We start from the raw sequence: 25,825 nt of genomic DNA, 5'->3' as shown, positions 1-25,825 counted from the left end.
GCCCCTCACCACGGTGAGGGGCAGCGGTCGTTCCCGGGGGCCGGGCGGGCGGGGGCCCGGGGCCCTCCGTCCTGTCCGTGGAGCGGTGTCAGGAGGCGGTGACCGCGAGCTCGCCGAGCGTGGGCGCGCCGACGGCGGCGCTCACGCTGGCCCACTCCGACCAGGCACCTCGGTCGTAGTCGCCGGTGGCGCTGTACAGGAAGCCGCCGACGACGGTGTAGAGGTGCAGCCGGTTGCCGATGGCCACGGCCGAGACCCGCTCGACGGAGCCGCGGTCGCCGGTGGCGGCGGTGACGTCGCCCCAGCCGGACCAGCGGCCGGCGGCGTAGTCACCGCTGGCCTGGTGGAGCCGGCCGCCGGCCGTGGCCACGACGTGCAGGGTGCTGCCGATGGACGCGGCCGACAGCTGGGTGACGGGCCCGCCGGAGGGCAGGCCGAGTGCTGAGGTCACGTCGCCGGAGCTCCAGGCGCCGCGGTCGTAGTTGCCTTCGGCGTCGTAGACCCGGCCGTCGGTGCCGAGGGCCACGACGTGCAGGGAGTTGCCGTTGCGGGCGGCGGTGATCCGCGCGGCACCGTGCAGCCCGGAGGCCGAGGTCACGTCGCCCCAGCCGGACCAGGTGCCGGAGTTCCAGTCGCCGGTGGCCTGGTAGACCCTGCCGCCGACGAGGGCGAGGACGTGCAGCTTGCGGCCCATGGCGGCGACGGCGACCTGCTGGGGAGCGCCGGGCAGCGGCCCGGCCGCGTAGCCCGCGGTCACCTCGCCCCAGCGGCTCCAACTGCCGTCCGCCATGGACCGGTCGGTGATGTGGATCCGGCCGGCGGCCGCGACCACGTTGTGGACCACGCCGTCGTCGGTGCTGCCGACCGCGGTCGAGGTGACGGCGTTCTCGGGGAACGGCCGCCCGTCGGCGGGGACGGAGGTGAACGGCGCCCAGACGCCGTAGCCGTAGTGCGCGCCGCTGTTCAGCAGCGAGGAGTAGCCGGTGGCCAGCACCTGCACCCGCTCACCGGGCTTGAGCACGGCGAGCGAGGGGGTCTCGGTGACCTGGAGCTCCCTGCTGACGGCCCGCTGCCGGGCCTCGTCGCGCGCCGTGAAGGTCACGGTGTAGGTGCCCGCCGCCGCGTAGCTGTGCGTGACGCGGTCGGTGTCCGAGTGCACCACGGCGGTGTTGCCGTCGCCGAAGTCGATCGTGCCGTCGACCAGGGCGTAGGGCGACATCCCGCTGAGCTCGAACTCGTAGGTGTACGGCCAGCCCGCGTTCTTGGCGTTGAAGCTGGCGAGCAGCGGGAAGTCCGGGTTCGCCTGGATCGTCGAGATGGCCGCCGCGGCCCGGCCGCCCGCGGCGTCGACGGCCGTGGCGGTCACCGGGTGGAAGCCGGTCGAGGTGTAGGTGTGCCGCACGGTGGCGTCCGTCGTGCGGACCGGCTCGCTGCCGTCCCCGAAGTCGACGAGGTAGGCACCCGGGCCGAGGTTCCAGGAGTTGTCGAAGCCGAGCTGGGCGACGACGGTGAAGGGCACCGGTCCCTTCGGGGTGGTGACGCCCTCGCCGGTGATCTCCAGACGGGTCTCGCCGACCATGCCGCCGAGCTCGTGGGCGCCGCGGTCGCGGGTGCCGGTCCCGGTGTTGGCGACGTCGGGGTGGTCGAGGGCGGGCTGGCCGAACAGGTCGGTGCCGACGCCGGGGGCGGTCGGGTCGGCGGAGTCGATCGCGCCGGCGGCGGCCGGGGTCAGCCGGTTGAACGGGCGGTCCGGGGTCATCGCGGAGTACTCGATGTCGAGGTCCAGGTCGTGCGTGCCCTGCCCGGTGGCGGCGGCGAACGCGGCCGGGGACGCGTAGCGGGTGCCGGCCCACTTGTAGGGCTGCGAGCCGGACTTCGCGTGGACGACGTTGTAGTCGACGCTCGCGGTCGGGGCGGCCGCGGCCGAGACGGTGATCTGGGCCTGGTCGTCGCCGAAGGGCGAGCAGTACGGACGGTCGGCCTGGCCGCTCTTCGCGTTCCCGTCGACCGCGATGTTGTTCTTCACCACGGCCCGCGGCGAGTCGCCGTCCAGCAGGACGCTGCCGAAGCAGGTGAGCGCGAAGGTGTTGTTGGTGACGGCCAGGTCGGCCACGCCGGTGGCGGTGACGCCGGTGGTGCTGGTCCGGCTGAAGTCGTTGCCGGTCACCAGGACGTGGTGGGCGGCGCCGTCGACGACGAGGCCGTATCCGTGGTTGAAGGAGTTCCGGCTGACCGTGACGTGGTCGCTGCCCTCGCCGATGTGGAGGGACTGCTGGTAGCCCGAGCGGTCGTACCAGTTCTGGTCGATGACCACCCGTGTCGAGCCGAGGACCTGCACGCCGCGCGGGGCGAACGTCCGGAAGCCCCGGATCGTGACGTCGTGCACGCCGGTCAGGACGAAGGAGCTGCGGTCCGCCGGTCCGCGGACGGCCGGCGCGTTGTGGAAGGGCGCGGTGTCGACGGGACCGCCGAGGAAGGTGATCGGCTGTTCCGGGGTGCCGGAGCGGGTGATCCGGACCTCCTCCGGGTAGTCGCCCGGCCAGACCCGGACGGCCTGCCCGGGCTCGACGACGGCGGCCGCGGCGGAGACGGTGCAGAACGGCCGCGCGACGGTTCCGGCGCCGGCGCCCTGGTCCGCGCAGTCTCTGGAGAGCTCGTTGACGTGGAGCGTGGTCGCGGTGGCGGCCGGGGCCGCGGTGGCCGGTCCCGGCAGTCCGAGTGCGGCGCTGGCCGTGGCGACAGTCAGTCCGAGGACGTGACGCAGACGCACGTGGTGCCTCCCCCTTCAGGATGTGACGGTGCGTTCACCGACGGGCCTGCACGCGTAGGTCCTGGGCGCGCTTCGGGCAGGGTCGGTGAAGATCGGCCCGAGTATGGCAGGGCTGATGCTCTGTGGGCGACCGTAAATCCGATCGTCGTACGGTCGTGATCTTGCTGGCCCGAATCGTTCACTTTCCCCCCGGAAAGCCCGTGAGCCCCCGGCCGAGGGTGCTCGGCCGGGGGCTCACGGGTGGTGCCTGTGTGCCGTCAGGCGGCGGCGACCGAGAGGCCGGTGAGGCCGGGGGCCCCGACGGCGGTGGTGACGTTGCCCCAGCCGGACCAGGCGCTGCGGTCGTAGTCGCCGGTGGCGTTGTACATCCAGCGCCGGGAGAGGGCGTACAGGTGGAGCTTGTTGCCGATGGCGACGGCGGAGACGTCGTCGATCGGGCCGAGCGGCCCGGCGGCGGTGGTCAGGTCGTGCCAGCCCGCCCAGTAGCCGGCGGCGTAGTCGCCGGTGGCCTGGTACAGGCGCTCGTCGGTCACGGCGATGACGTGCAGCTTGCTGCCGATCGCGGCGGCGGAGAGCTCGCTGATCGCTATGGCGGAGGGCAGGCCGATCACGGAGGTGGGCTCGCCGGAGCTCCAGGTGCCGCGGTCGTAGTTGCCGTCCGCGACGTAGACCCCGTCGTCGAGACCGAGGCTCACGACGTGCAGGGAGTTCCCGGTGACGGCGGCCGTGACCCGGGTGGAGAGGGGCAGGTCGGCGGCCGAGCTGACGTTGCCCCAGCCGGACCAGCTGCCGGCGCCCCAGTCGCCGGTGGCCTGGTAGACGTCACCGTCGACGAGGGCGAGGACGTGCAGCTTGCGGCCCATGACGGCGGTGGCGACCTGCTGGGGGGCGCCGGGCAGCGGCCCGGCGACGGCGGGCGAGGTGATCTCGCCCCACGAGGACCAGCGGCCGTCCGACATGCGCCGGTCGGCGATGAAGACCCGGTTGCCCGCGGCGGCCACGTTGTGGACCACGCTGTCGGTGGTGGTGCCGATCGCGGTCGAGGTGACGGCGCTCTCGGTGAAGGGCCGGTTGGTGGCGGCCAGTGTGGAGAACGTGGCCCAGACCCCGTAGCCGTAGTGGGCGCCGCTGTTCAGCAGGGAGGTCTCGTTGGTGCCCAGCACCTGTACCCGCTCACCGGGTTGGAGCACGGCGGTCCTGGGATCGACGCCGGTCCGGAGCTGGGCGGGCGCCCCGGCGAGGGCGGTCCGCGCCTGTGCCTGGACGCGCTGCTCGGTGTGGAAGGTGGTCACGGCGGCCGCCGGTCCGGCGACGGCCGGGACGGACAGGCCGAGTACGGCGGTGGCCGCGACGACGGTCAGCCCGAAGGCGTGACGCAGGCGCATGGGGAATGTCTCCTCTGGGTGAAGTCGCGCCGAGTATCGCAGGCGCCGGTCGGACGTGAGCGATCGGGTTGCCCGGTCCGGACCGCGCCCCCGGCGGTCCGGTCCGTGCCCGTCGGGGCCGGACCGCCGGTGTTGTGCGGGCAACTCGCTCCGGCCGTAAGGCTGTTACCGGTCGGTCGGGGTGGTGGCGGGTGCCCGCCCGGGGTGAGGTGTGCGGGAGGACGGGCGCCTCGTGGGTGGGGCGCCGCGGCCGTCCGTGACGTCGGGCGGTCGGTCCTCCCGCGCGCCTGCCGCCCGGCAGGGCGGAGTGTTCGGAGGCGGAGATGGCAGCGATGGCGAGGACGACGAGGACGACGAGGACGGGGAGGTTCGGGAGGGCGGTGGCCTCGGCGGCGGTGGTCGTCGGGTTGGCGCTGGCCGGAACGGTGGGGACGGCCACGTCGGCCCAGGCCTTCAACGCGGCGTGGGAGCGCTGCTCCACGGAGGGGCCGCACACCGATCCCAAGCTCGGCGGCCCGTACCTGTGCGGCGGCAGGTGGGGCTCCCCCTGGTACGTCCACTTCCCGGACAAGGTGGAGCAGGTCTTCGCGGTCGGCACCGACTTCGCGGTGTGGAGTACGTGGACCGGTCCGGGCACGCGGCAGTGGGGCCCGTGGGTCTCGATGGGCGGGCGGGTGACCGGTGGGGTGTCCGTCGCCTCCGAGGACGGGTACGTGCTGCAGCTGGTCACGACCGGCACGGACGGCAAGCTCTGGTACAACACCCGCGGGAGGAACGGCGTCTGGACCGGTTGGTTCCGGTAGTCGCACCGGCGTCGCCCGGGCCTGTGGCTCGGGCGACGCGGGTGCCTTCGGAGGAGGTCAGGCGACGCAGTCGGGGACGGCGGGGGCGCTGCCGACACAGTTGTCGGGGACGTTGCCGCTGACGGGCGAGGTGGTGAGGGTCATCTCCCCGTTCCGGCGGTAGACACCTGCCGCGTTGATGGCGCTGTTGGCGCTGACCGAGGTGCTGGTGAGGGTGGTCGAGGTCGCGTCGACCGCGGCGATCCCCCCTCCCTGGGCCCCGGAGCTGTTGCCGTTGACGGCGCTGCCGGTGGTGGTCAGCGAGCCGCGCAGGCCGTTGTAGACACCGCCGCCCCGGCCGGTGGCCCTGTTGCCGGACACGGTGCTGTCGGTGAAGGTCGCGGCCGGGCCCTTGGCGGGGGCCGCGGTGTCGGCGTTGGCGAGGGCGCCGCCCCGGCCTGCGGCGGTGTTGCCGGTGAGCGCGCTGGCGGTGAGGGTCACGGCTCCGTGGTTGAGGATGCCACCGCCGTCCGTGGCGGCGCGGCCGTTGCGCAGGGTGACCTTGCCCTTGAGGGTCAGACTGCCGCCGGCGGAGACCTTGGCGATGCGGAAGGCCGGTGTACCCGGCGTCGACGAGCGGGTGATCGTGTCCGTGTCACCGGTCAGGGTGATGGCGGTGGTGATCACCGGGAGGGCGTTGGGGCCGTCGCCGTCACTGCTGTGGGGTGAGGTGATCGTGTACGTGCAGTTGGCGGCGAGGACGACATCGCCGCCGCCGGCCGTGTTGGCGGCGTTCACGGCGGCCACCAGCGCCCCCTCGTCGCAGGCCACGACGGCCTGTGCGGTGGACGGGGCGAGGGCGGCTGCGGTCGCGGTCAGGACGATCGCCCCCACGACGGCCGGAACGGTCCGGACAGTGCGCATCTCAGGCCGCCGCACACGAGGTGACGGCGGCCTGGGCGGCGGCGACGGAGGTGGAGGCCGCGGCGGCACTCGCGTCGGCGGAGGTCTCGGCCGCGGCGGCGGCCGCGGTCGCCGTCCCGGCGGCCTCACCCAGGACCGTCGCGGGTTCCCCCGCGGCGATGGCGGCGGCCAGGGCCTTGGCGGCAGCGGCCGAGGTGGCCGCGTCGCTCTTGGCCACGTCGGCCGCCGCCGCGGCGTTGGTGGCCGCCGTGGCGGCCGCGGTGGTGGAGGCCGCGCAGGCCACCGGATCGGCCGCCGCGTGGACGGCCGGAGCCGGGGCGGGACTGAGGGCTTCGGCGGGCGACACGAAGGCCGTGCCGGCCACGAGGGCACAGGCCGTGAGGGTCGCGGCGGCGAGAGGGCGGAGCTTCATGGAGATCCCCTGTTCGGGTGTCGGGAGGGAGACGAGCGCGGAGGGTCCGGCACAGGTGGACGGCCACGGATCCCGGGTCCGGGTCCGGGGCTGCTCGTACCTGGAGCGAAGCACGTGAAGGGGCTTCTGTCCGTGCGGTGTTCGGCCGGCCCCGGGTCCGGCGGTGCTCCCGTGCCGGACGAGGGATCGGGTCCCGGCCCTGGCCAGGACCGGTGGCGTCCCCGTTCGGTTGTCCTCCGCTCGGCCGATCCGCGCGGCCTCGGACGAGTAGCCGAGGAGGTCCGCCGCCGGAATGAGGGCGGGCCGCCCCGCTCGCCCTGCCCCGTCCCGGCCGGAGACCCCTTGACTGGTCCTTTTGCGTGCATTCTGACTAAAAATCCAGTCAGGATGCCGTGCGCGGCACCCGCGGACCGCCAGCCCACCCTCTCCCCGAAGGCGACCCGCCCGTGACCTCGTACGACCTCCTCACCTCCTGCGGCTCCCCGCGGGACCGGCCCGCCGTCCTCGTCGCCGACCTCGACCTCGGCCAGCGCCGGGACTGGCTGGAGTTCGGCCTCCTGCGGACCCGCCGCCCCGAGCTGTACGGCCCGCTCGCCGAGCAACTCGCCACCCCGGCGGTCCAGGGCCCGGCCGGGAGTCCGGCCCCCTGCGGTCACGGTCGCGTCGCAGGGGGTCGGTGCCGTACGCAACCCCGGGCTCGGGAGTATCGGACTGGCCGTCAATTTTGGCAGTTCTTACGGGACTTGGGTCGTGCGGGGGCGATCGGTCCGGCAGGGTGCGGCGTTTGCAAAACCTTTGCCTGATCCGGTTGACAGGTCTAGACCTACCCCTGTTGAGTCGTCGCGCCCCGCACGTGACGGCCTCCGGGCCCGGTCCGTCCCACGACGGACCGTTCGGGGCAGTGGTCTCCCTGCCGCCGTCCTCCGTTCCCACGATCGTGCGGCCCCCACCGCACAAGGGGTGATCTCGTCATGCGTCACAGATCCACGACCCGGCTGACCCTCGGCGCAACCGCCGCGGCCCTGCTCGGCCTCCTCGTCCCGCTGGCGCCCGCCGCGATGGCGGCCGACCCCGATTCGGCGGCCGTCTCCCGGGACTCGGGCGACCAGGACCGGTCCGGCGGGTTCAAGTACAAGCGGGTCGGCTACTTCATCCAGTGGGGCGTCTACGCCCGCAACTTCCACGTCAAGGACCTGGAGACGAGCGGCACCGCCGACAAGCTCACCCACATCAACTACGCCTTCGGCAACGTCGGTTCGGCGGGCACCTGCCAGATGGGCGGCCCCGGCTCCGACACCTGGGCCGACTACGTCCGCCCGGTCGGCGCGGCCGAGTCGGTGGACGGCGTGGCCGACGCCGACGGCCAGGCGCTGGCCGGCAACTTCAACCAGCTCCGCAAGCTCAAGGCCGAGCACCCGGACCTCAAGCTGATGATCTCGCTGGGCGGCTGGAGCGGCTCGGCCTACTTCTCGGACGCGGCGCGCACCGCCGCCGGGCGCAAGGCGCTGGTCGCCTCCTGCATCGACCTCTACCTCAAGGGCAACCTGCCGGCCGACGGTGCCCGGGGTGGCGCGGGCGCCGCCGCGGGGCTCTTCGACGGCATCGACCTCGACTGGGAGTGGCCCGGCTCCGAGGGCGCCCCCGGCAACGGCATCCGCCCCGAGGACAAGAAGAACTTCACCGCCCTCGTCCACGAGTTCCGCACCCAGATCGACGCGTACGGGAAGTCGTTGTCCCGCCGCAAGCACTTCGAGCTGAGTGCCTACGTGCCCACCGCCCCCGCCAAGATCGACGCGGGCTTCGAGGTCTCCAAGATCATCCGGGACTTCGACTTCGTGAACCTCCAGGGCTACGACTTCCACGTCTCCGGCGAGAAGACCACCGCCCAGCAGTCCGCGCTCTACGCCCGGAACGACTTCAGCGTCGACCAGACCGTCAACGCCTGGCTGCGGCGGGGCGCCCCCGCGCGCAAGCTGGTGACCGGCCTGCCGTTCTACGGCCAGGGCTGGACCGGGGTCACGGGAGGGGGCGACGGTCTCGGGCAGCCCGCCGCCGGTCCCGCCCCGGCGACCTGGACGGCCGGTACCGAGGACTACAAGCTCCTGAAGAAGCTCGCCGACTCGGGGACGTACAAGCTGTACCGGGGCCAGAAGAACGGCCACGCCTGGCTCTTCGACGGCACCACCCTGTGGACGTACGACGACCCGACCGTGCTGCGCGCCAAGGCCGCGTACGTGCGCAACGAGGGTCTCGGCGGCGCCATGATCTGGTCGCTCGACGGGGACACCCCGAACGGTGAGCTGATCACGGCGATCGACCAGGGCCTGAGCCGCCGGCACTGACGCACACCGCACGTTCCGCACACCGCACGTTCCGCACACCGCACGTTCCGCAGGTCCGGTCCGGCTCGCGTCGGCCGGACCTGCGGCTTCGGCGGGGAGGGTCAGACGCGGAACGCCGCGACGTAGCGCCGGGGTTCGCGCCGCAGGTCGGCCTCCCAGCGGTCCGCGCACTGTTCGGCGAACGTCTTCCGGGTGTGCAGCACCTCGTCCAGGGGATCGAGGTAGGCGAGGACCTTCGGCGGTTCCAGCCCTGCCTCGACCCGGGCCCGCAGCCCGGCCCGGGCGAGCCGGACCAGTTCCGCCGCGAGGTCGTGGACGCGGTCGCCGCCGAGGTCCGTCCGCAGGCCCTCGGACGGCAGCGCGGCCATCGCCGCCCGGTGGTCCGCCGCGCTGTAGGGGCGCAGCAGGTCCCAGGCCGCCGCCCGCGACGGCGGGTGGTAGCTGAGCCCCACCCACAGCGCGGGGACGGCCGCGAGGTGCGGGTACGGCGGGCCGTCCCCGGCCCGTAGCTCCAGGGTCCGGCGGACCCTGACCGCCGTCCAGATCTGCGACAGGTGGGAGACCCAGTCGTCGAACGCCGGAAGGGTGCCGTCGTCGAAGCCCTGCCGCAGGATCGCGCCGAACGGCCGGTCGGGTGCCGGCCGGTAGCCCCCGTCCGCGCCCCGGTGGTAGATCATCGGGAGCCCGAGAGCCCAGTCGACGACGTCGTCGGCGCCCACGTCGTCCCGCAGGGCGGCCGGCATGACACCGCAGCGGCCCGGGTCCATCCGCAGCCAGTCCTGCGAGCGGTGTGACAGCAGGCCGTTGGAACGGCCCTCGTGCAGGGGCGAGTTGACGAACAGCGCGGTGACCGTCGAGGACGCCGCCATCTGCATCCGCAGCTTCTCGGTGAAGTCCCGCTCCGAGAGGTAGTCCAGGTGCACCTGGGCGGACAGCGAGAGCGCCATGACGTTCGGCGCCCCGCGCCCGGCCGCGCCGATCCGGGTGAAGTAGTCCCGCATGACGGCGCCGCGGACCATCGGCACCCACGTCATCGCGTCCACCCGGTCGAAGGGGAGCCGCGCGCCCGGCAGCAGGGCCAGACCGAACCGTCCGACCAGCTCGGACAGCCGCTCCAACGCCTCGCGCGTGCCGTCCACGGCCGCGGCCAGGCCGGCCACCGGGACGGACGAGTACTCCAACTGCCCGCCGTGCTCCAGCGTGACGAGGTCACCGCCCGGCAGGTTGACGCCGGTCAGCCGCCCGGCGTCCGTCCGGCGTTCGCCGCCCCACTCGGCGAGCACGGTCTCCAGGACCTCCTCGATCCCTCCCGCGCCCTCGTAGGGGGCGGCGAGGCCGGTCTCGGGGTCGACCACGCCGTTCTCGATCTCCAGCCCGACCAGTTCGGTGCCGCCCGCCGCCGGGACGAAGATCGACCGGAGGTCCTCGCGCCGCAGCCGTCCGGGCCCGGTCCCGCCGGTCCCGCCGGTCCCGCCGACGCCGCCGGCCACGCGCCCGCCGGTCACGGTCGGCTCCCCACCGTGGCGGTGCCGTACCGCTTCCCCTGGTCGAGCACCCGGAGCACCACGTCGAGGGCCGACTGCGCGGCGCCCTGCATCCACGCGTGCGAGGCGGACAGGTGCTCGCCCGCGAAGTAGATCCGCGGGTCGTCGGCCGGGTGCGGGGTGCCCAGTCCGCGCAGGTAGCGGATGTGCTCGCCGGGTGCGAGGTGGGCGAACGCGCCGCCGCCCAGGCCGATCTGGTCGTCCCAGTTCCAGTGCACGATGTCGTCGACGTCGTGGCGGATGAGGGGGTGCAGCCGCTCCAGGCACTTGAGCACCAGCAGGTCGCGGTCGGGCTGCGGGAGGGTCGTGAAGCGGCGGGCGTTGGCGCCCCAGAGGTAGGCGCCGGTGAGCACCGCGGACTCGTGGGACCGGTCGGGGTCGAGGGCGACCAGGTACGGGCCTCCGGCCGGGCCGTCGCCGTTCGTGCTGCCGGAGCCGCTGCCGGAGCCGCTGCCGGAGCCGCTGACGGAGCCACTGACGACGGAGCCGCCGATGCCGGGCCCGTGGCCGCGGTGGCCGTTCCCGCCGGATCCGTTTCCGCCGGGCGCGCTCCCCCCGGGGCCGGTCCCGTCCACGAGCGTGCGGGCGTTGTCCGACGGGTACCAGCACTGCTGGATCGGCATGTCCGTGAAGCTGCCGCCGCCGAAGATCCCGTCCGCCAGCTCCCAGCTGCGCCGTCGGGTGTGCACCAGGACCTTGGTGCTGCTGGCGTAGCTGATGCCGCGGATGGCGTGCTGCTGGTGGTGCGGCAGGTCGGGCCGGAAGACGATCTGGTCCAGGGCCGGCACCGGGACGCAGCAGACCACGAAGTCGAACCGGTCGGAGACCGGGCTGCCCAGCCGCAGTCCCCGCACCCGCACGCCCGATCCGGTCAGCGAGAGCTCGTCGATCCGGGTGGACAGGCGCAGGGTCCCCGGCCGCAGCGCCCGGACGAAGGACTGCACCAGGGTGTCCATCCCTCCGACGAGTTCCACCTGCCCGAGGTGGAACAGGCCGAAGTAGTCGACGAGGACCTCCAGCAGGCACGACTGCTCGTAGTGCGCCAGGCCGCTGGCGTGGCCCAGCAGGTGCCAGGCCTCCGGCGACAGCCGCTCGTGGACGTACTGCCAGAGCGACACGGTGGTGAGCCGGTCGAGGGCGGGATCGTCCCACCGGCCGGCCAGCAGGCGCCGCTGCTGGTCCGCGGTCAGCGAGCTCCACACCGCCCTCAGCAGCCTGTCCAGGACGTCGAGCGGGGCGCCGAGCTCCTCGGCGCGCAGCGCGTAGACGGAGTTCAGTGACCGCCCGTCCCGGATGCGGACGCGGTGGCCGCGCAGGTGGTAGTAGGCGGCGGGGTTGAAGTTGACGAACGGGCGGGTCCGCAGCCCGAACGCCGCGATGTAGTGCTGGATGCAGTGGTGGTTCGCGGGGACGCGCATCGCGCCGAGGTCGGCGTACGTGCCGTCCCAGAAGCGGTGGGTGCGCACACGGCCCCCCGGGCGGTTCAGCCGCTCGTACAGGACGATGTCGTAGCCCCGGCGCTGGAGCTCGTAGCCGGCGACCAGGCCGGCGATGCCGGCGCCGATCACCGCGCCGCGGCCGGTGGCTCCGGCCGTCGGCGTCAGCAGGCTCTTGGGGAAGGCGAAGCTTTCGTCGAACATCAGCACCTCGCTGGGTCGTCGCCCCAGCATGAGGCGGTGCATCGTGTGCGAGCCACCCGGGAGCGCCCATCCGGACGGGGCCGGGCGAGCGGGCGGGGCCGGACGCGCGGACGCGGGCCCGCCCGCGAGGGGCGGACCCGCGTCCGGGACGGCGGATCAGGCGTTGATGCAGGTGTTGCCGAAGGTCGGGTTCAGGGCCCCGATGAGGTTGATCGAGTTGCCGCAGAGGTTGATCGGGATGTGGACGGGGATCTGGATCTGGTTGCCGGAGAGGACGCCGGGGGAGCCGACGGCCACACCCTCGGCGACGGAGTCGGCCGCGGCGGTACCGCCGCCGGCGAGGACCGCGGCGGCGGCGAGGGCGCAGGCGGCGAGGGTGGTGCGAGTACGCATGTCTCTCCTTAACGGGTGAGTTGGCACATCAGAGCACCAATCACACCGGTCGAGGGCGGCGACCGACCCGCATTGGTCGGATCGGGGGCGTGTCCGCGGCACGGCGGGAGGCCGCTCAGGGGAGGTCCGCTCAGGGGAGGTCCTGCTCCGCCCAGATCGTCTTCCCCTGCCGGGTGTAGCGGCTGCCCCAGCGGTTGGTGAGCTGGGCGACCAGGTAGAGGCCGCGTCCGCCCTCGTCGGTGAGGCGGGCCCGGCGCATCCGGGGCTGGGTGGCGCTGGGGTCGGAGACCTCGCAGGTGAGGCGTTCGGCGCGGATCAGCCGGACGCCGACCGGGCCGCCGGCGTAGCGGATCGCGTTGGTGACCAGCTCGCTCAGCACCAGTTCGGTGGTGAACACCAAGTCCTCCAGGCCCCAGGCGCGGAGCTGTCCGGTGGCGGCCTCCCGGACCCGGGCGACGCCGGCCGGGTCGGCGTCGAGGGTCCAGCCCGCCGTGGCTTCGGCCGGTACCGCCCGGGTCCGGGCGAGCAGCAGCGTGACGTCGTCGGTGAGGCGGTGCGCGGGCAGACCGGCGACGACCTCGCGGCCGAGGTCGCGCAACGACGGGGTGCCGGCGCCGCCGGCGGCGGGGCCGGGCCCGGCCACGGCGGCGAGCCGGCGGCCCAGTTCGGCCATGCCCTCGTCGAGGTCGTCGCCGTACCCCTGGATCAGCCCGTCGGTGTAGAGCGCGAGCAGGCTGCCGGGGACGAGTTCGACCTCCGTCACCTCGAACGGCAGGCCGGTGACGCCGAGCGGCGGACCCGGCCGGACGGGCACGTAGGTGACGGCGCCGTCCGGGGCGACGACGGCGGGGGGCGGATGCCCGGCGGAGGCCATCGCGCAGCGCCGCGACACCGGGTCGTACACCGCGTACACGCAGGTGGCGCCGAAGGGGACGGCCTGCTGGTGGTCGTCCGGGTCGGCCTCCTCGTCCGGCCGTTCGGCCTCGACCATCAGCTGGGCGACCAGGTCGTCCAGATGGACCAGCAGCTCGTCCGGTTCCAGGTCGAGGTCGGCGAGCGTCCGGACGGCGGTGCGCAGCCGCCCCATGGTGGCGCTCGCGGCGAGCCCGTGGCCGACGACGTCCCCGGCGACCAGGGCGACCCGGGCGGAGGACAGCGGGATCACGTCGAACCAGTCGCCGCCGATGCCGCTCGCGGTGTCGGTCGGCAGGTAGACGCTGGCGGTGGAGACGGCGGCGGTCTCGGCCTGCGAGGGGGGCAGCAGGCTGCGCTGGAGGCCGACGGCGGCGCGGTGCTCGCGGGTGTAGCGGCGGGCGTTGTCCAGGGCGAGGGCGGCCCGGTCGGCGATCTCGCGCAGCAGTTCGCGGTCGGCGGGCAGGTAGGGCGGCCGGTTCGGGGCGCGTCTGACGGTCACCCGGCCGAGGAGGCTGCCGCCGGCGCGCATCGGGGCGGTCATCTCGGTCGAGGCATCCGCCGGGGTGTCGGCCCCGGCTGCGGCTCCGCCCGCCCCGGCGTCGGGGGCCTCGACGCCGGGCGTGCCGGTGACGCCGGTGCCTTCGGCCGGGGCAGCGGGATCGGCCGGATCGGCGGGATCGGCGAGGGTGGGCGGGTCGTCGGGGTCGACCTGGACGGCGACGCCGGTGGGCGGGGCCGGGAGCGCGTTCGGTCCCGGCGTGACGGCCACGGCGGTACGGCGCAGCACCAGGCGGCCGTCCCGGCCCGGGGCCGGTTCCTCGCCGACGAACACGGCTTCGGCGACGTCGACCACGGCCAGGTCGGCGAGCCCGGGGGCGAGGACGGCCGCCAGCTCCTCGGCGGTCGCCGAGACCGACAGCGAACCACCGACGGCGGCGGTGGCCCGGTGGAGCAGCGCGAGCCGTTCGCCGGACCGGTGCAGTTCGGTGACGTCGGTGAACAGCGCGGTGACCCCGATGACCTGACCGTCCGGGGCCTGGAGCCGGAACGCGGAGATCGCCATCACGGCGCCGCCGGCCGGGTCCTCGATGGTGCGGACCAGCTCCTCCGCGCCGACCAGCGGCCGGCCGGTGCGCAGCACCTCGTGCAGGCCGCGTTCGACCGCCTCGGCGTCCTGGGGCTGGAGGAAGTCGCCGAGGCGGCGGCCCCGGAGGTCCGGCGGGAGGCCGCTGTAGGGGAGCAGGTGGGTGTTGGTGCGGATCAGCCGCAACCGGTCGTCGAAGACGGCGAGGCCGATGCGGTCCTGGAGGAACAGTTCGCGGGTGAACGCCTGGTCCTGGCGCGAGCGGGCGACCTGCGTCGCGGGGGCGGCGAGGACGAAGTACCGGGCGGGGGCGTCGGGCCGGTCGTGGCCGTCGCGGAGGTCTTCGCGCGGGCCGGTGGGCGGGCAGCTGCACGGCTCGGTGGGCGGGCCGCCGAGCGGCAGCACCTGGTAGGCGACCGCCAGCTCCTCGCCCCGTCCGGAGCGGAGCTCCGCGGCGCCGGACCAGCCGTCGAGCCGTTGCTGCTCGGTGAGGTCCGCCAGGGAGGGCCACCCCGCCGGGTCGGCGAGCAGTTCCCGGACGGGCCGGCCGCGGACCTGGGCGGCGCCGAGGGCGAGCAGCCGTTCGGCCTCCAGGGTCCAGCCGACGATGCGGCCGTCCGCGTCGAGCAGGGCTCCGGCCGCGCTGCCGAGAAAGGGCGATCGGCCACGGTGCAGGGCGTCCGCCGCGCTCATCCGGTCCGCTCCTCTCCTCCGCCGGCGCCTCACGGGCGCGGCCTGGGACCTCTCCATCATCCCCCGGCCGGCCGGGGCCGCCAGTTTCGCGGGCCCGGCCACAGGGCCGCCCGGGGGACCGCCGGCGTACGGGAGGGGCTCGGGGCGGCGCACGGCCGGGGAGGCGGTGTCCTGCCGCGCAGGGGGTTCTCGGGCGCGGGCTCTTATTGTACTCTCCGTCAATAAGCGGGGCGGGCGGGATCCCGCGCAGGCCACCCACCCGGAGCATCCACCTGGAGGCAGCCATGGCTCACCCGGCGCCACGCACCCACACCACCGCGCGCGGCAGCGCGCACACCGCGGCCGACGACGACGTCTCCAGGCGGCTGCTCGACTCCGCCGCGACGCTCTCCTACGACCCGGCCGTCGAGATCGACTGGGACGCCCCGCTCCCGCCCGGGGACTACGGGCTCAACCCGGAGTGGAGCACCCTCTACGGCACCGCGCTCTGGGCGGAGATGACCGAGGAGCAGCGGGTCGTCCTCACCCGGCACGAGGTCTGCTCGATCATGACCACCGGCATCTGGTTCGAGATGATCCTCCAGCAGATGGTGCTGCGCGACCAGTACCTCAAGGACCCCGCCAGCGCCGCGTTCCGCTTCGCGCTCACCGAGATCGCCGACGAGTGCCGGCACTCGATCATGTTCGCCCGGGCCTGCGAGAAGATGGGCGTCCCGCAGTACAAGCCGAACCGCCTCATCGCCCAGGCCGGCCGCGCCTTCAAGGCCCTCGCCCGGGGCGAACTCGCCTACGGCGGCATCCTGGTGGCCGAGGAGGTGCTGGACGTCATGCAGCGCGACTGGATGCGCGGCGAGAACGTCCTGGAGATCGTCCGGGGGACGTCCCGGATCCATGTGGTCGAGGAGTCCCGGCACATGAAGTTCGCCCGCCAGGAGATCCGCGAACGGCTGCGCGGTGCGGGCCCGGCCCGCCGCCGGGCGGCCGCCACGGGGATCGCGACCGGGGCCTACGTCATCGTCAGCAGCATGGTCCACCCGGGCGTGTACGCGGCGGCCGGGCTGGACGTCGGCCGGGCGGTGGCCGAGGCCCGGGCCAGCGGGCACCGGCGGGCGATGATGCGCACCAGCAGCCGCCACCTGATGGCCTTCCTGGCCGAGACCGGCCTGCTCACCCGGGCCTCGGCGGCGCTCTACCGCCGCGTCGACATGCTCTGAGGCGCGCCCCGGCCCCGTTCACGACCCGACGCGTTCAGGGCGCGGCCCGCGCGGCCCGCGTCTGCCCGTGTCGGCCCGCACGCACCCGAACCCACTGGAACCCACGCAGCGAGGACCCCACCTCCGCCATGGCCTACGCGATCACCCGTACCTGCTGCAACGACGCCTCGTGCGTGTCCGTCTGCCCGGTCAACTGCATCCACCCCACGCCGGACGAGCCCGACTTCGGCCGGACCGACATGCTCTACATCGACCCGGCGGCCTGCATCGACTGCGGCGCCTGCGCCGACGCCTGCCCCGTGGACGCCGTCTTCCCCGTCGACCGCCTGACGGGGCCGGACACCGTCTTCGGCGAGCTCAACCGCGACTGGTTCCGCGACCACCCCTCCGACCACTCCTGGGGCACGCCCGCCTTCCCCCGCAGCCTGCCCGCCGGCCTCGACCTCGGCACCGGGCCGCTGCGGGTCGCCATCGTCGGCACCGGACCCTCGGCCGGCTACACCGCCCAGACGCTGCTGCGCACCACCGGTGCCGAACTCACCATGATCGACCGGCTTCCGGTGACCGGCGGTCTGCTGCGGCACGGCGTCGCCCCCGACCACCAGTCGACCAAGCGGATCGCCGAGAGCTTCGCGTCCGTCTTCCACGACCCGCGCCTGCGGATCCACCTCAACGTCGAGGTCGGCGCCGACCTCACCCACGCCGAACTCGCCGCCCACCACCACGCGGTGGTGTACGCGGTCGGCGCCGCCGCCGACCGCAGGCTCGGCCTCCCGGGCGAGGACCTTCCCGGCAGCCTGCCCGCCACCACCTTCGTCCGCTGGTACAACGCGGAGCCGACCGTCCCGGCCGACGCGGTCGACCTGGGTGCCGCCGCCGCGGACGGTCCCGGCGCGGAGCGGGCGGTCGTCATCGGCAACGGCAACGTCGCCGTCGACGTCGCCCGGATCCTGCTCACCGACCCCGACCGGCTGGCCGCCACCGACATCGCCGACCACGCCCTCGCCGCGCTCCGCCGCAGCCGGATCCGCGAGGTGGTGCTGCTCGCCCGGCGCGGGCCCGAGCACGCCGCGTGGACCGGGCCCGAGTTCCTGGCCCTCACCCAACTACCGGGCGTCGAGGTCGTGGTGGACGATCATCCCGAGGTCCGGGCCGCCCTCGCGGCCGCCCCCGAGGGCTCGGGCGCGGCGCTGCTCGCGGGCCTTCCGCTGGAGCGCGTCGACGGCGCGGGCCCGCCGCGCCCCGGCCGGCGGATCGTGCTGCGCTTCCTCGCCACGCCCACCGAGCTCGTCGGCACCGGCCCCGCCGGGGCCGAGCGGGTCGAGGCCGTCCGGCTGGCCGGCACGGACGCCCTGCTCCGGACGGGCCTGGTGGTGCGTTCCATCGGCCACCGCGGCGTTCCCGTCCCCGGGCTCCCCTTCGACGAGGCCGCCGGAAGCGTCCCGCACCGGGCCGGCCGCGTCCTCGACCCGGCCACCGGCCGCCCGCTCCCCGGCGCGTACCTCGTCGGCTGGGCCAAGCGCGGTCCCTCCGGCGGCATCGGCGCCAACCGGGCCTGTTCCCAGGAGACCGTGGACGCCCTGCTGGACGACGCCGCCGCCCGTGCGCTTCCGGTGCCCACGGGCACGCGCAAGGAGTTCGACCGGCTGGTCCGCACCCGCCGCCCCGACGCCCTCGGCCTGCGCCACCTGCGCGCCATCGAGCAGGCCGAACGCGCCCGCGGCCAGGCCACCGGCCGCCCCCGAGTCAAGCTCCCCACCGTCCCCGCCCTCCTCGCGGCCGCCCGCCGCTGAGGTGCGGGAAGGGCGGTCGGACCTCCCTCGCACCGACGGCGCGCAGGAGGTCACCGAGCCACACGTGCGGGGGGCTGCGCGGGTCGGGCCGGCTGTCAGCTGAAGAGTGCGGTGAGGTCGAGGGGGGAGACCAGGAAGACGCCGGTCGCGGTGTCGTGGGAGTGGAGGAGGGCGGTGCGGCCGGCCGGGAGGACGGGGTCGCCGGGCGCGGTGCGGACCGGCAGGAGGGCGGGGGCGCCGTCGTCGGTGCTGGTCTCGGCCCAGCCCGAGGTGGCGGTGGCGCCTCCGGGGAGGATCACGCAGGCGCGGCCGACGAGAGGGAACGCGTCACCGTCCCAGTCCCCCTGGTCGCCGGCACACGGCTCGACGCACGCCTCCGCACCGCCGGATTCGGATCCGGTGCGGCGGCCGACGTCGCGACCCCCGTGCGCGGCGTCGGCCCCGAAGCCGCCGAGCAGGGCCGACACCCAGTACTCGACGGCCGTCACCAGGATCGGAGAGCCCGGCGCGGCCTTGAAGAATCCCCGCATCCGTTCGCCCCTCCGGCTCTCCTCGCGGCGCCGGCCCCCCGGGCGCCGTGGAGATCCTGGCAGGGCAGGGCCGTTCGCACATTGCCAGGATCCGGCAATCTTGACGGCCATTTGACACCCGGGAACGGACCGTGGGCCCGGGACGTCCGGGACCGATCGGGGGGAACCGGACGCCGGGAGCGTGCCGTACGGAGGTCGGCCACGCAGGAACGGGCCGCGCGGGGGGTGGGCGGCACACGGCCGACCGCGCGCAGGGCGGTCAGAGCGGCCGGGCCGGCCACTCCAGCAGGCGGGCGCCCATCACGGCGGTCTCCAGCGTGTAGCGGTGCAGCGCGTCGGAGGGGTCGTAGCCGGTCAGGGTGCGGATGCGCTCCAGCCGGTAGCCGAGGGTGCGCACGCTCACGCCGAGCCGGCGGGCGGTCTCGGCGTTCACGTAGCCGGCCTCGGCCTGCACGGTGATGGTCTCCAGCAGCGGTCGCGCGCCGCCGCGGGCCGCGGTCAGCGGTCCGAGCACGTTGCGGACCAGGTCGGCCATGGCGGCGCGGTCGCGCATCAGGACCGGGAAGACCAGCAGTTCCTCGGCCCGCAGCCGCTTCGCGGGCAGCCCCAGCCGTTCCGCGTACTCCAGGGTGCTGAGCGCCTCCTCGTAGCTGCGGACGACGCCGCCGGTGCCGGAGTGCCGGCGGCCGGTCGCGACCCGGACCGCCGTGGTGTGGCCGGGTGCGGGGCGGAGAGTGAGGTCGATGAAGGCTTTGAGGACCTCCTGCTCGCCGTCGGGGGCGATGCAGACCAGCCGTCCCTCCCGGACCACGATCAGGACGGTCCGCTCGTCGAACCGGCCGCACAGGTCCCGCAGGATCCGGCAGATACCGGTCCGCCCGTCGACGTAGGGGTGGCTGCCGACCGCGACCGCGACGGTGTAACCGGCGGCGAGCCGCACGCCGAACCGCTCGGCCCGTTCGGCGAGCACCCCGAGGTCGCCGCGGCCGCGCAGCAGGTCGTCGATGAACTCCCGTCGGTTGGACTCCTCCAGGCGCATCGCCAGCCGCTGGGCGCGTTCGTGCCCCTCGCCGAGCGCGCCCAGCGCGGCCTCGGTGGCGGCGAGCACGGCGTCACCGGTGCGGCGCAGCTCGGCGGCGGTGACGGCGGAGGCGAGTCCGGGCAGGGTCTGCCAGGCCTGGCGGGTGGCGCCGAGGCAGTGCGTGACGAGGTCGCGGAGGCCGTGGCCGGCCTCGGCGCCGCGCTCGCCGAGGCTGCGCAGGCTCTCGAGTTCGGCGCGCCGCAGGAGGCGGCCGGTGCGGGAGACGTCGGCGAGCAGGTCGAGGCAGCGCAGGGTGAGTTCGGCGGCCACGTCGACCGGCCCCGGTGCGGCCGTCGACCCCGGTACGGTGGGCGGCCCCGGTGCGCCCGACGGCTCCGACAGGCCCGGCAGTTCGGGTGGTCCGTGCTCGTTCGTCACCGTCATGCCGTCTGCTCCGCCCCGGTTCGTCCGCGTCACTTCGCATGCACTGCCCCGGGCGGAATGTTATCGGGTTGTCACCGACCGTGCCCGGGGCGGGGGTTGTGGCGGACGCGGCCGGGGGGAAGCCGCAGGCCGGGCGCCGGCGGGGCCCCGGGGCGGTCTCCCGGGCGAGCGGCGCTCAGGGCAGCAGCGGACGGTGGCAGGCGACCGTGCGCCCGGGCGCGACCTCCCGCAGCTCCGGCACCTCGTCGGCGCACCGGGCGTCGGCGAACGGGCAGCGGGTGCGGAAGCGGCATCCGGAGGGCGGGTCCAGCGGGGACGGCGGGTCGGCGGGGAGCAGGCCGGTCTCCCCGAGCGGGCGGCCGGGTTCGGGGACGGCGGCGAGCAGGGCCGCGGTGTAGGGGTGGGCGGGGGCGGCGAGCACCTCCTCGGTGGGGCCCTGTTCGCAGAGCCGGCCGAGCTGGAGCACGGCGACGTCGTCGCTGACCGCCCGGACGACGCCCAGGTCGTGCGAGATGAACAGGCCGGCGAGGCCGCGTTCCTCGGTGAGCCGGCGGAGCAGGTTGAGGACGGTGGCCTGGGCGGAGACGTCGAGCGCGGAGACGGCCTCGTCGGCGATCAGGACGCGCGGTTCGGCGGCGAGTGCCCGGGCGATGGCGACGCGCTGGGCCTGGCCGCCGGAGAGCTGGCCCGGCCGGCGGTCGCCGAACAGGCCGATCGGCAGGCCGACGGCGTCGAGTTGCCGCTCCACCACCTCCGCGCGGTGCCGGGCCGGGTCCGGGTGGGCGTCCAGCGGTTCGGCGACCAGGTCGCGGACGGTGCGGCGCGGGTTGAGCGAGGAGATGGGGTCCTGGAAGACCATCTGCATCCTCGGCCGCAGGGCCCGCAGTGCGCGCGGGGCGAGGGCGGCCAGGTCGGTGCCGTCCAGGGTGACGGTGCCGGTGGTGGGCGGGGGCAGCCGGAGCAGGGCCTTGGCGATGCTGCTCTTGCCGGAGCCGGACTCGCCGACGAGGGCGAGGGTCCGGCGCTCGTGGAGCGCCAGGTCGACGCCGCTGACGGCGTGCAGGGGTCCGGAGCGGGTGCGGTGGACCACCGAGAGCCCGGTGGCCCGGAGGACGGCGGTCATACGGCGCTCTCCGTGGCGGTCGTGGCGGGCGTGGCGGTCACGGTCTTCTCCAACGGGGTGAGCGGGAAGTGGCAGGAGGCGGTCCGCCCGGGACCGGCCCGGTGGACCGGTGGCGCGTCGGTCGTGCAGACCGTCTCCGCTCGCTCGCAGCGCGGTGCGAACGGGCAGCCGGGGAGCGGCCGGGAGAGGTCCGGCGGTGAGCCGGGGATGGCGGGGAGGGTGCGGCGCAGCGGCCCGGTGACCCGCGGCACCGAGCGGAGCAGCGCGGCGGTGTAGGGGTGGGCGGGGCGTTCGGTGACGGCCTCGGTGGGTCCGGTCTCGACGACGCGTCCGCCGTACATGACGGCGATCCGCCGGGCCCGTCCGTAGAGCAGGCCGATGTCGTGGGTGATCAGGAGGGTGGCGAGGCCGCGGTCCTCGCGGTGCCGGTCGAGCAGGTCGAGGACGGTGCGCTGGACGGTCACGTCGAGTGCGGTGGTGGGTTCGTCGGCGAGCAGCAGGGCGGGCGAGCCGGCCAGGGCGGCGGCGATGCCGACGCGCTGGCGCAGGCCGCCGGAGAGCTCGTGCGGGTACGCGCGGGCGCGCCGGGCCGGGTCGGGGACGTCGACCGCGGCGAGCAGTTCGGTGGCGGTCTCGCGGCGGGCCCGGCGGGAGAGCCGGCGCCGGTTGGTGAGCGACTCGGTGACCTGGTCGGCGATCCGGACGACCGGGTTGAGCGAGGTCATCGGGTCCTGGTGGACCATGGCGACGCCGGTGCCGAGGAGTTCGGCGCGCCGGGCGGGGGCGGCGGTGAGCAGGTCCTCGCCGTCGAGGAGGACCTGTCCGGTGGAGGTGACCCTGGTGGTGCGGGGGTGGATGCCGAGGACGGTCCGGGCGAGCACGGACTTGCCGGAGCCGGACTCGCCGACCACGCCGAGGCACTCGCCGGCGTCGATGGTGAGGTCGATGCCGTGCAGGACGTGCAGGGCCCGGCCGTCGGGGGTGTGCAGGGTGGTGTCGAGCGAGCGGACCTCCAGGACCGGGGCGGTCATGTGCGGCTTCCCTTCGAACGGAGCTGCTCGCCGAGGTAGTTGAGGGCGAGGACGGTCAGGCAGAGCACCGCCGCGGGGGCGAGCGAGATCCACGGTGCGCTGCCGAGGGTGGTCCGGCCCTCGGCGATGATGCCGCCCCAGGAGGGCTCCGGCGGGCGGAGTCCGAAGCCGAGGAAGCTGAGCGAGCCCTCGGCGACGATGGCGACGGTGGTGGCGGTGAACGCGAAGGTCAGCGCGATGGGCGCGACGTGCGGCACGACCTCGCGGCGCAGGATGCGCAGCGGCGCGGTGCCGATCATCCGGGCGGCCTGGACGAAGCCGCGCTCGCTGAGCGAGAGCACGACGGCGCGCACCACACGGGTGAAGTGCGGCACGGTGAACAGGCCGATCAGGGTGCCGATCACGGCGAGGCCGGGGCCGCGCAGGGCGACCACGATCATCACCAGGATCAGGGTGGGCACGGACATCAGCAGGTCGGTGACGAAACCGATGGCCTTGTCGACCGGGCCGCGGAACCAGCCGGCGGCCACCCCGAGGGCCCCGCCGCCGAGCAGGCCGACGGCGATGGTGAGGCCGGCGACGGCGAAGGAGGCGCGGGCGCCGGCCACGGTGCGCTGGAACACGTCGCGCCCGGCGGCGTCGGTGCCCAGCCAGTGGCCGGGGCCGGGTGCGGCGGACGGGTGGGCGAAGTCGCCGTGCAGCGGGTCGAAGCCGGGCAGCAGCGGCAGCAGCAGGGCGGCGAGCGCGACCAGGGCCAGCCAGGCGCCGGCGGCGATCACTCCGGCGGACGGCCGCCGCCGGGCGCTGCGCGGCAGGTCCTTGCGCGGGTGGCCCCTGCCCGGGCGGGCGGTCGCCGGGGCGGCGGGCCGGGCGCCGGTGGCCGTCGCGAGCTCCGCCGCGGTCACGGCGTGGGCGTCGGTCACGGCGTGGGCGGTGGTCACGGCATCGGCGCTGGTCACGGCACCGGCGCCGGTCACGGGTTCAGCGGTGGTCATGGGCGATCCTCGGGTCGATCGTGCGGTACAGCAGGTCCACCGCGAAGGTGGCCGCCACCACGGCGACGGCACTGACCACCACCACCGCCTGGACCACCGGGAAGTCGCGTCCGTTGATGGCCCCGGCGGCCAGGCTGCCGACGCCGGGGACGGCGAACAGCGACTCGACCAGCACCGAGCCGCCGAGCGACGTCCCGATGCCGATGCCGACCAGGGTGACCAGCGGCAGCGACGACGGGCGCAGGGTCCGCCGCAGCAGCAGGCGCGCGGTGCCCATGCCCCGGCTGCGCGCGGCGGCGACGTAGGTCTGGTCGAGGGTGTCGATGAGCTGGCCGCGCAGCGTGCGGGTGAAGACGGCGGCCTCGGTGAGGCCGAGGGTGAGCGCGGGCAGCACCAGGTGGCGCAGGTTGTCGAGCGGGTCCTCGGTGAACGGGGTCCAGCCGGTGGCGGGCAGGATCCGCAGCTGGACGGCGGCGATCCAGATCAGCAGCAGGCCGAGCACGAAGCCGGGCACGGCGAGCCAGACGAAGGCGCCGGCGGTGGCGATCCGGTCGACGGTGCCGCCGGGCCGCCAGGCGGACCAGAGCGCGACCGGCAGGGCCAGGCCGAGCGCCACCACCTGGGCGGTGACGAAGAGTTCGAGGGTGACGGGGATGCGGTCGGCGAGTTCGGTGGTGACGGCGGCGCCGGTGGAGAGCGAGTGGCCGAGGTCGCCGTGCAGGGCGTCGCCGATCCAGCGCCAGGTGGCGGTGAGGACGTTCTCGTCGAGGCCGAGCGTCGCCTCGTACGCGGCGACCTGTTCGGGGGTGGCGGTGGGGCCGAGCGCGGCGAGGGCGGGGGAGCCGGGCATCAGGTGCGGCAGCGCGAGCGCGGCCACGGTGACCAGCAGCAGGACGGCGCCGGCCCGTCCGGCCTGCCCGGCCCACCCGGCGACGCGCAGGGTCCGGGCTGTCACTTCTTCACCCACAGGGCGGCGGGGGAGACGCTGACGACGGTCCGCTTGGAGACGTCGGGCAGTCCGCCGGTCTTGGCGGAGGCGAGGAAGCCGACCGGGTTCTCGGTGAGGAAGAGCATCGGGGCCTCGTCGACGACGGCCTGCGCGGCCTCCTGGTAGGAGCGGGTCCGCCGGTCCTGGTCGAGGGTGGCGCGTCCGGCGGCGATCGCCTGTCCGGCGACGGGGCTGTTCCAGCCGGTGAAGTTGTAGGGGGCGTTCGTCCCGTAGAGGCTGGCCAGGGCGGTGTCGGTGTCGCCGAAGAGGCTGGTGACGAAGTCCATGACCTGGAACTGGCGCTGGTACATCGCGGTGCCGAGGCTCGCGGAGTCCATCGGCTTGATGGTCATCTTGATGCCGGCCTCGGCGAACATCTGCTGGAGCACGGTGGCGCGCTGCTGGCCCTCGGGCCGGTTGTCGACCAGGTACTCGAAGGCGAGGTCCGGGTGCCCGGACTCGGCGAGCAGGGCGCGGGCCTTGGCCGCGTCGTGCGCGGGGTAGGCGGCGGCGCCGCGGTAGGGGGAGGTGGAGCCGATCGGGCCGTCCGAGACCTTGCCCTGGCCGAGGTAGACGATCTTCTCGACCGCCTCGCGGTCCACCGCGTACTGGACGGCCTTGCGCACCTTCGGGTCGTCGAAGGGGGCGGCCTTGGTGTTGAACAGGACGGTGGAGGTGGAGCCGGGGCCGGTGGTGGCGCGCAGCCCGTCGCCGGCGGCCTGCTTGTACTGGGCGGGCGTCTCGGTCCAGATCAGGTCGGCGTCGCCGGAGCGCAGCGACTGGTAGCGGCTGTCGGAGTCGGGCAGCACCTTGTAGACCAGCTTGTCGGCGTGGCCCTTGGCGCCCCAGTAGGAGGGGTTGCGGGCGAGGGTGACCGAGACGCCGGGCTGCACGCTCTCCACCGTGTACGGGCCGGAGCCGACGGCGGGGCTGTCGGCGGCGGCGGGCGCCTCGGACACGTAGCCGAGCGAGCGGGTGAACAGGTTGGGGAAGGCGGCGTTGGGCGCCTTGAGGGTGAAGACGACGGAGGTGGGGGAGTTGACCGCCATCCCGCCGATGGCGGCGGCGTCGGCGGCGCACGCGCACTTGGCCTCGGGCTTGGAGAGGCGGGTGACGTGGTCGACGACGGCCTGGCCGTCGAGCGGCTTGCCGTCGCTGAAGGTGACGCCCTCGCGCAGGTCGAGCGTCCAGCCGGTGGCGTCGGCGTTGGGGGTGAAGGACTTCGCCAGGTGGGGCTGGACGGCGCCGTTGTCGCCGTTGATCATCAGCGGGTCGTAGAGCGCGTTGGTCAGGATCATCATCGGCATCGACGTGAGGGTGGAGTCGGCCGGGTCGAGCTTGGCGAAGGGGCGGTCCAGACCGATCTTCAGGGTGCCGCCGTCGACGGCCGGGCCGTCGTTGGCCGCGGCCTTGGTCGCGCCGTCGCCGGAGACCGTGTCGTCGGAGGCCGAACAGGCGCCGGCGGTGAGGGCGAGGGCGGCCGTGCAGGCCGTCGCCACCAGAACGTGCGTGTGCCGCTTCATGGTTTCCCGTGCTTCCTCGGAGGGGGGAGGGGTGGCGAGGGGCGGACGCCGAGGTTCCGGTCGTCGCCGCGTTCGTCACCGAGGACGTCGCCGGGGACCACCTTTCGGAAGTGGCACAACTGCCAATTGGCAGTTGTGCAAACTTCGCGTGACGAACTGCCGACGACTTCGCGCTCGCCTTGAGCGAGCCGCGTCCGCCGTGATTGCGTACGGACGAGGCCGTATGCAGTACGGCAGTTGACGGGAACGACCGACACGCACGACGCCCGGGGGAACCGG

General features: G+C 74.7%; 19 protein-coding genes and 1 pseudogene. 5 read left to right on the top strand and 15 right to left on the bottom strand.

The features are described from left to right. Window positions 1-88: 88 nt before the first annotated feature. Window positions 89-2,770: a PKD domain-containing protein gene (locus ACFWOG_RS17720; RefSeq protein ID WP_380359469.1), complete on the bottom strand. Its 2,682-nt coding sequence runs from the start codon at window positions 2,768-2,770 to the stop codon at window positions 89-91. A 257-nt stretch (window positions 2,771-3,027) separates the two neighbouring features. After that, a complete protein-coding gene (locus ACFWOG_RS17715) occupies window positions 3,028-4,155 on the bottom strand; it encodes a hypothetical protein (protein WP_380359466.1) in 1,128 nt (375 codons plus the stop codon). 323 nt (window positions 4,156-4,478) lie between these two features. Here ACFWOG_RS17715 and ACFWOG_RS17710 point away from each other — a divergent pair, with 323 nt between their 5' ends. Beyond that, window positions 4,479-4,958 carry a hypothetical protein gene (locus ACFWOG_RS17710; RefSeq protein ID WP_380359463.1) on the top strand — a complete coding sequence of 160 codons (480 nt, stop codon included), beginning with the start codon at window positions 4,479-4,481 and terminating at the stop codon, window positions 4,956-4,958. Between the two features lie 57 nt (window positions 4,959-5,015). Here the strand turns inward: ACFWOG_RS17710 and ACFWOG_RS17705 are convergent, their stop codons facing one another. Both ACFWOG_RS17705 and ACFWOG_RS17700 read right to left on the bottom strand, forming a co-directional pair. Then, window positions 5,016-5,861 (bottom strand): hypothetical protein, encoded by an 846-nt coding sequence (locus tag ACFWOG_RS17705; protein ID WP_329949398.1) that lies wholly within the window; start codon window positions 5,859-5,861, stop codon window positions 5,016-5,018. A gap of 1 nt (window position 5,862) precedes the next feature. Continuing rightward, on the bottom strand, window positions 5,863-6,273 hold the full coding sequence (locus ACFWOG_RS17700; RefSeq protein WP_380359460.1) for a hypothetical protein: 411 nt from the start codon (window positions 6,271-6,273) through the stop codon (window positions 5,863-5,865). Between the two features lie 479 nt (window positions 6,274-6,752). Between ACFWOG_RS17700 and ACFWOG_RS17695 the strand changes: the two are divergent. Together ACFWOG_RS17695 and ACFWOG_RS17690 are read left to right on the top strand one after the other, a co-directional pair. Further along, window positions 6,753-6,866 (top strand): annotated as a pseudogene (locus ACFWOG_RS17695) (hydrolase); the annotation flags it as partial. A 378-nt stretch (window positions 6,867-7,244) separates the two neighbouring features. Beyond that, window positions 7,245-8,615: a glycoside hydrolase family 18 protein gene (locus ACFWOG_RS17690; protein WP_329949400.1), complete on the top strand. Its 1,371-nt coding sequence runs from the start codon at window positions 7,245-7,247 to the stop codon at window positions 8,613-8,615. A gap of 101 nt (window positions 8,616-8,716) precedes the next feature. Here the strand turns inward: ACFWOG_RS17690 and ACFWOG_RS17685 are convergent, their stop codons facing one another. From ACFWOG_RS17685 to ACFWOG_RS17670, 4 genes are all read right to left on the bottom strand, one after another. Then, window positions 8,717-10,120, bottom strand: a complete 1,404-nt coding sequence (locus tag ACFWOG_RS17685; RefSeq protein WP_380359457.1) for a glutamate-cysteine ligase family protein — start codon at window positions 10,118-10,120, stop codon at window positions 8,717-8,719. Then, entirely contained in the window at window positions 10,117-11,829 is a 1,713-nt protein-coding gene (locus tag ACFWOG_RS17680) for a flavin monoamine oxidase family protein (RefSeq protein ID WP_380359454.1), read from the bottom strand. The genes ACFWOG_RS17685 and ACFWOG_RS17680 overlap by 4 nt, the downstream gene beginning before the upstream one ends. 126 nt (window positions 11,830-11,955) lie before the next feature. After that, complete coding sequence (locus tag ACFWOG_RS17675; protein WP_380359452.1) at window positions 11,956-12,192, bottom strand: chaplin; 237 nt, start codon at window positions 12,190-12,192, stop codon at window positions 11,956-11,958. Window positions 12,193-12,322: 130 nt separating this feature from the next. Further along, window positions 12,323-14,884 (bottom strand): SpoIIE family protein phosphatase, encoded by a 2,562-nt coding sequence (locus ACFWOG_RS17670; protein WP_380359449.1) that lies wholly within the window; start codon window positions 14,882-14,884, stop codon window positions 12,323-12,325. Window positions 14,885-15,168: 284 nt separating this feature from the next. On the opposite strand from ACFWOG_RS17670, the gene ACFWOG_RS17665 reads away from it, so the two are divergent. Both ACFWOG_RS17665 and ACFWOG_RS17660 read left to right on the top strand, forming a co-directional pair. After that, window positions 15,169-16,098, top strand: a complete 930-nt coding sequence (locus ACFWOG_RS17665; RefSeq protein ID WP_380359446.1) for a diiron oxygenase — start codon at window positions 15,169-15,171, stop codon at window positions 16,096-16,098. A gap of 128 nt (window positions 16,099-16,226) precedes the next feature. Further along, window positions 16,227-17,891, top strand: a complete 1,665-nt coding sequence (locus ACFWOG_RS17660) for a 4Fe-4S binding protein (RefSeq protein ID WP_380359443.1) — start codon at window positions 16,227-16,229, stop codon at window positions 17,889-17,891. A gap of 95 nt (window positions 17,892-17,986) precedes the next feature. Here ACFWOG_RS17660 and ACFWOG_RS17655 read toward each other — a convergent pair whose 3' ends face one another. The 7 genes from ACFWOG_RS17655 to ACFWOG_RS17625 all read right to left on the bottom strand — a co-directional run bounded on the left by ACFWOG_RS17655 (window position 17,987) and on the right by ACFWOG_RS17625 (window position 25,546). Further along, window positions 17,987-18,421, bottom strand: a complete 435-nt coding sequence (locus ACFWOG_RS17655; protein WP_329882008.1) for a hypothetical protein — start codon at window positions 18,419-18,421, stop codon at window positions 17,987-17,989. Between the two features lie 259 nt (window positions 18,422-18,680). Next, window positions 18,681-19,886: a PucR family transcriptional regulator gene (locus ACFWOG_RS17650; protein ID WP_380359440.1), complete on the bottom strand. Its 1,206-nt coding sequence runs from the start codon at window positions 19,884-19,886 to the stop codon at window positions 18,681-18,683. Between the two features lie 175 nt (window positions 19,887-20,061). Then, entirely contained in the window at window positions 20,062-21,009 is a 948-nt protein-coding gene (locus ACFWOG_RS17645) for an ABC transporter ATP-binding protein (protein WP_380359437.1), read from the bottom strand. Continuing rightward, entirely contained in the window at window positions 21,006-22,040 is a 1,035-nt protein-coding gene (locus ACFWOG_RS17640; protein ID WP_380359434.1) for an ABC transporter ATP-binding protein, read from the bottom strand. Before ACFWOG_RS17640 ends, ACFWOG_RS17645 begins: the two co-directional genes overlap by 4 nt. Beyond that, window positions 22,037-23,035 (bottom strand): ABC transporter permease, encoded by a 999-nt coding sequence (locus ACFWOG_RS17635; protein ID WP_380359431.1) that lies wholly within the window; start codon window positions 23,033-23,035, stop codon window positions 22,037-22,039. The genes ACFWOG_RS17640 and ACFWOG_RS17635 overlap by 4 nt, the downstream gene beginning before the upstream one ends. Next, window positions 23,022-23,990, bottom strand: a complete 969-nt coding sequence (locus tag ACFWOG_RS17630; RefSeq protein WP_329949409.1) for an ABC transporter permease — start codon at window positions 23,988-23,990, stop codon at window positions 23,022-23,024. Before ACFWOG_RS17630 ends, ACFWOG_RS17635 begins: the two co-directional genes overlap by 14 nt. Then, window positions 23,987-25,546, bottom strand: coding sequence for an ABC transporter substrate-binding protein (locus ACFWOG_RS17625; RefSeq protein ID WP_380359428.1), 1,560 nt, complete (start codon window positions 25,544-25,546; stop codon window positions 23,987-23,989). Before ACFWOG_RS17625 ends, ACFWOG_RS17630 begins: the two co-directional genes overlap by 4 nt. Window positions 25,547-25,825 lie beyond the last annotated feature (279 nt).

This window comes from Kitasatospora sp. NPDC058406, assembly GCF_042722765.1.
Taxonomy (GTDB): Bacteria; Actinomycetota; Actinomycetes; order Streptomycetales; family Streptomycetaceae; genus Kitasatospora.
This window is presented reverse-complemented; position numbering and strand designations above follow the sequence as displayed.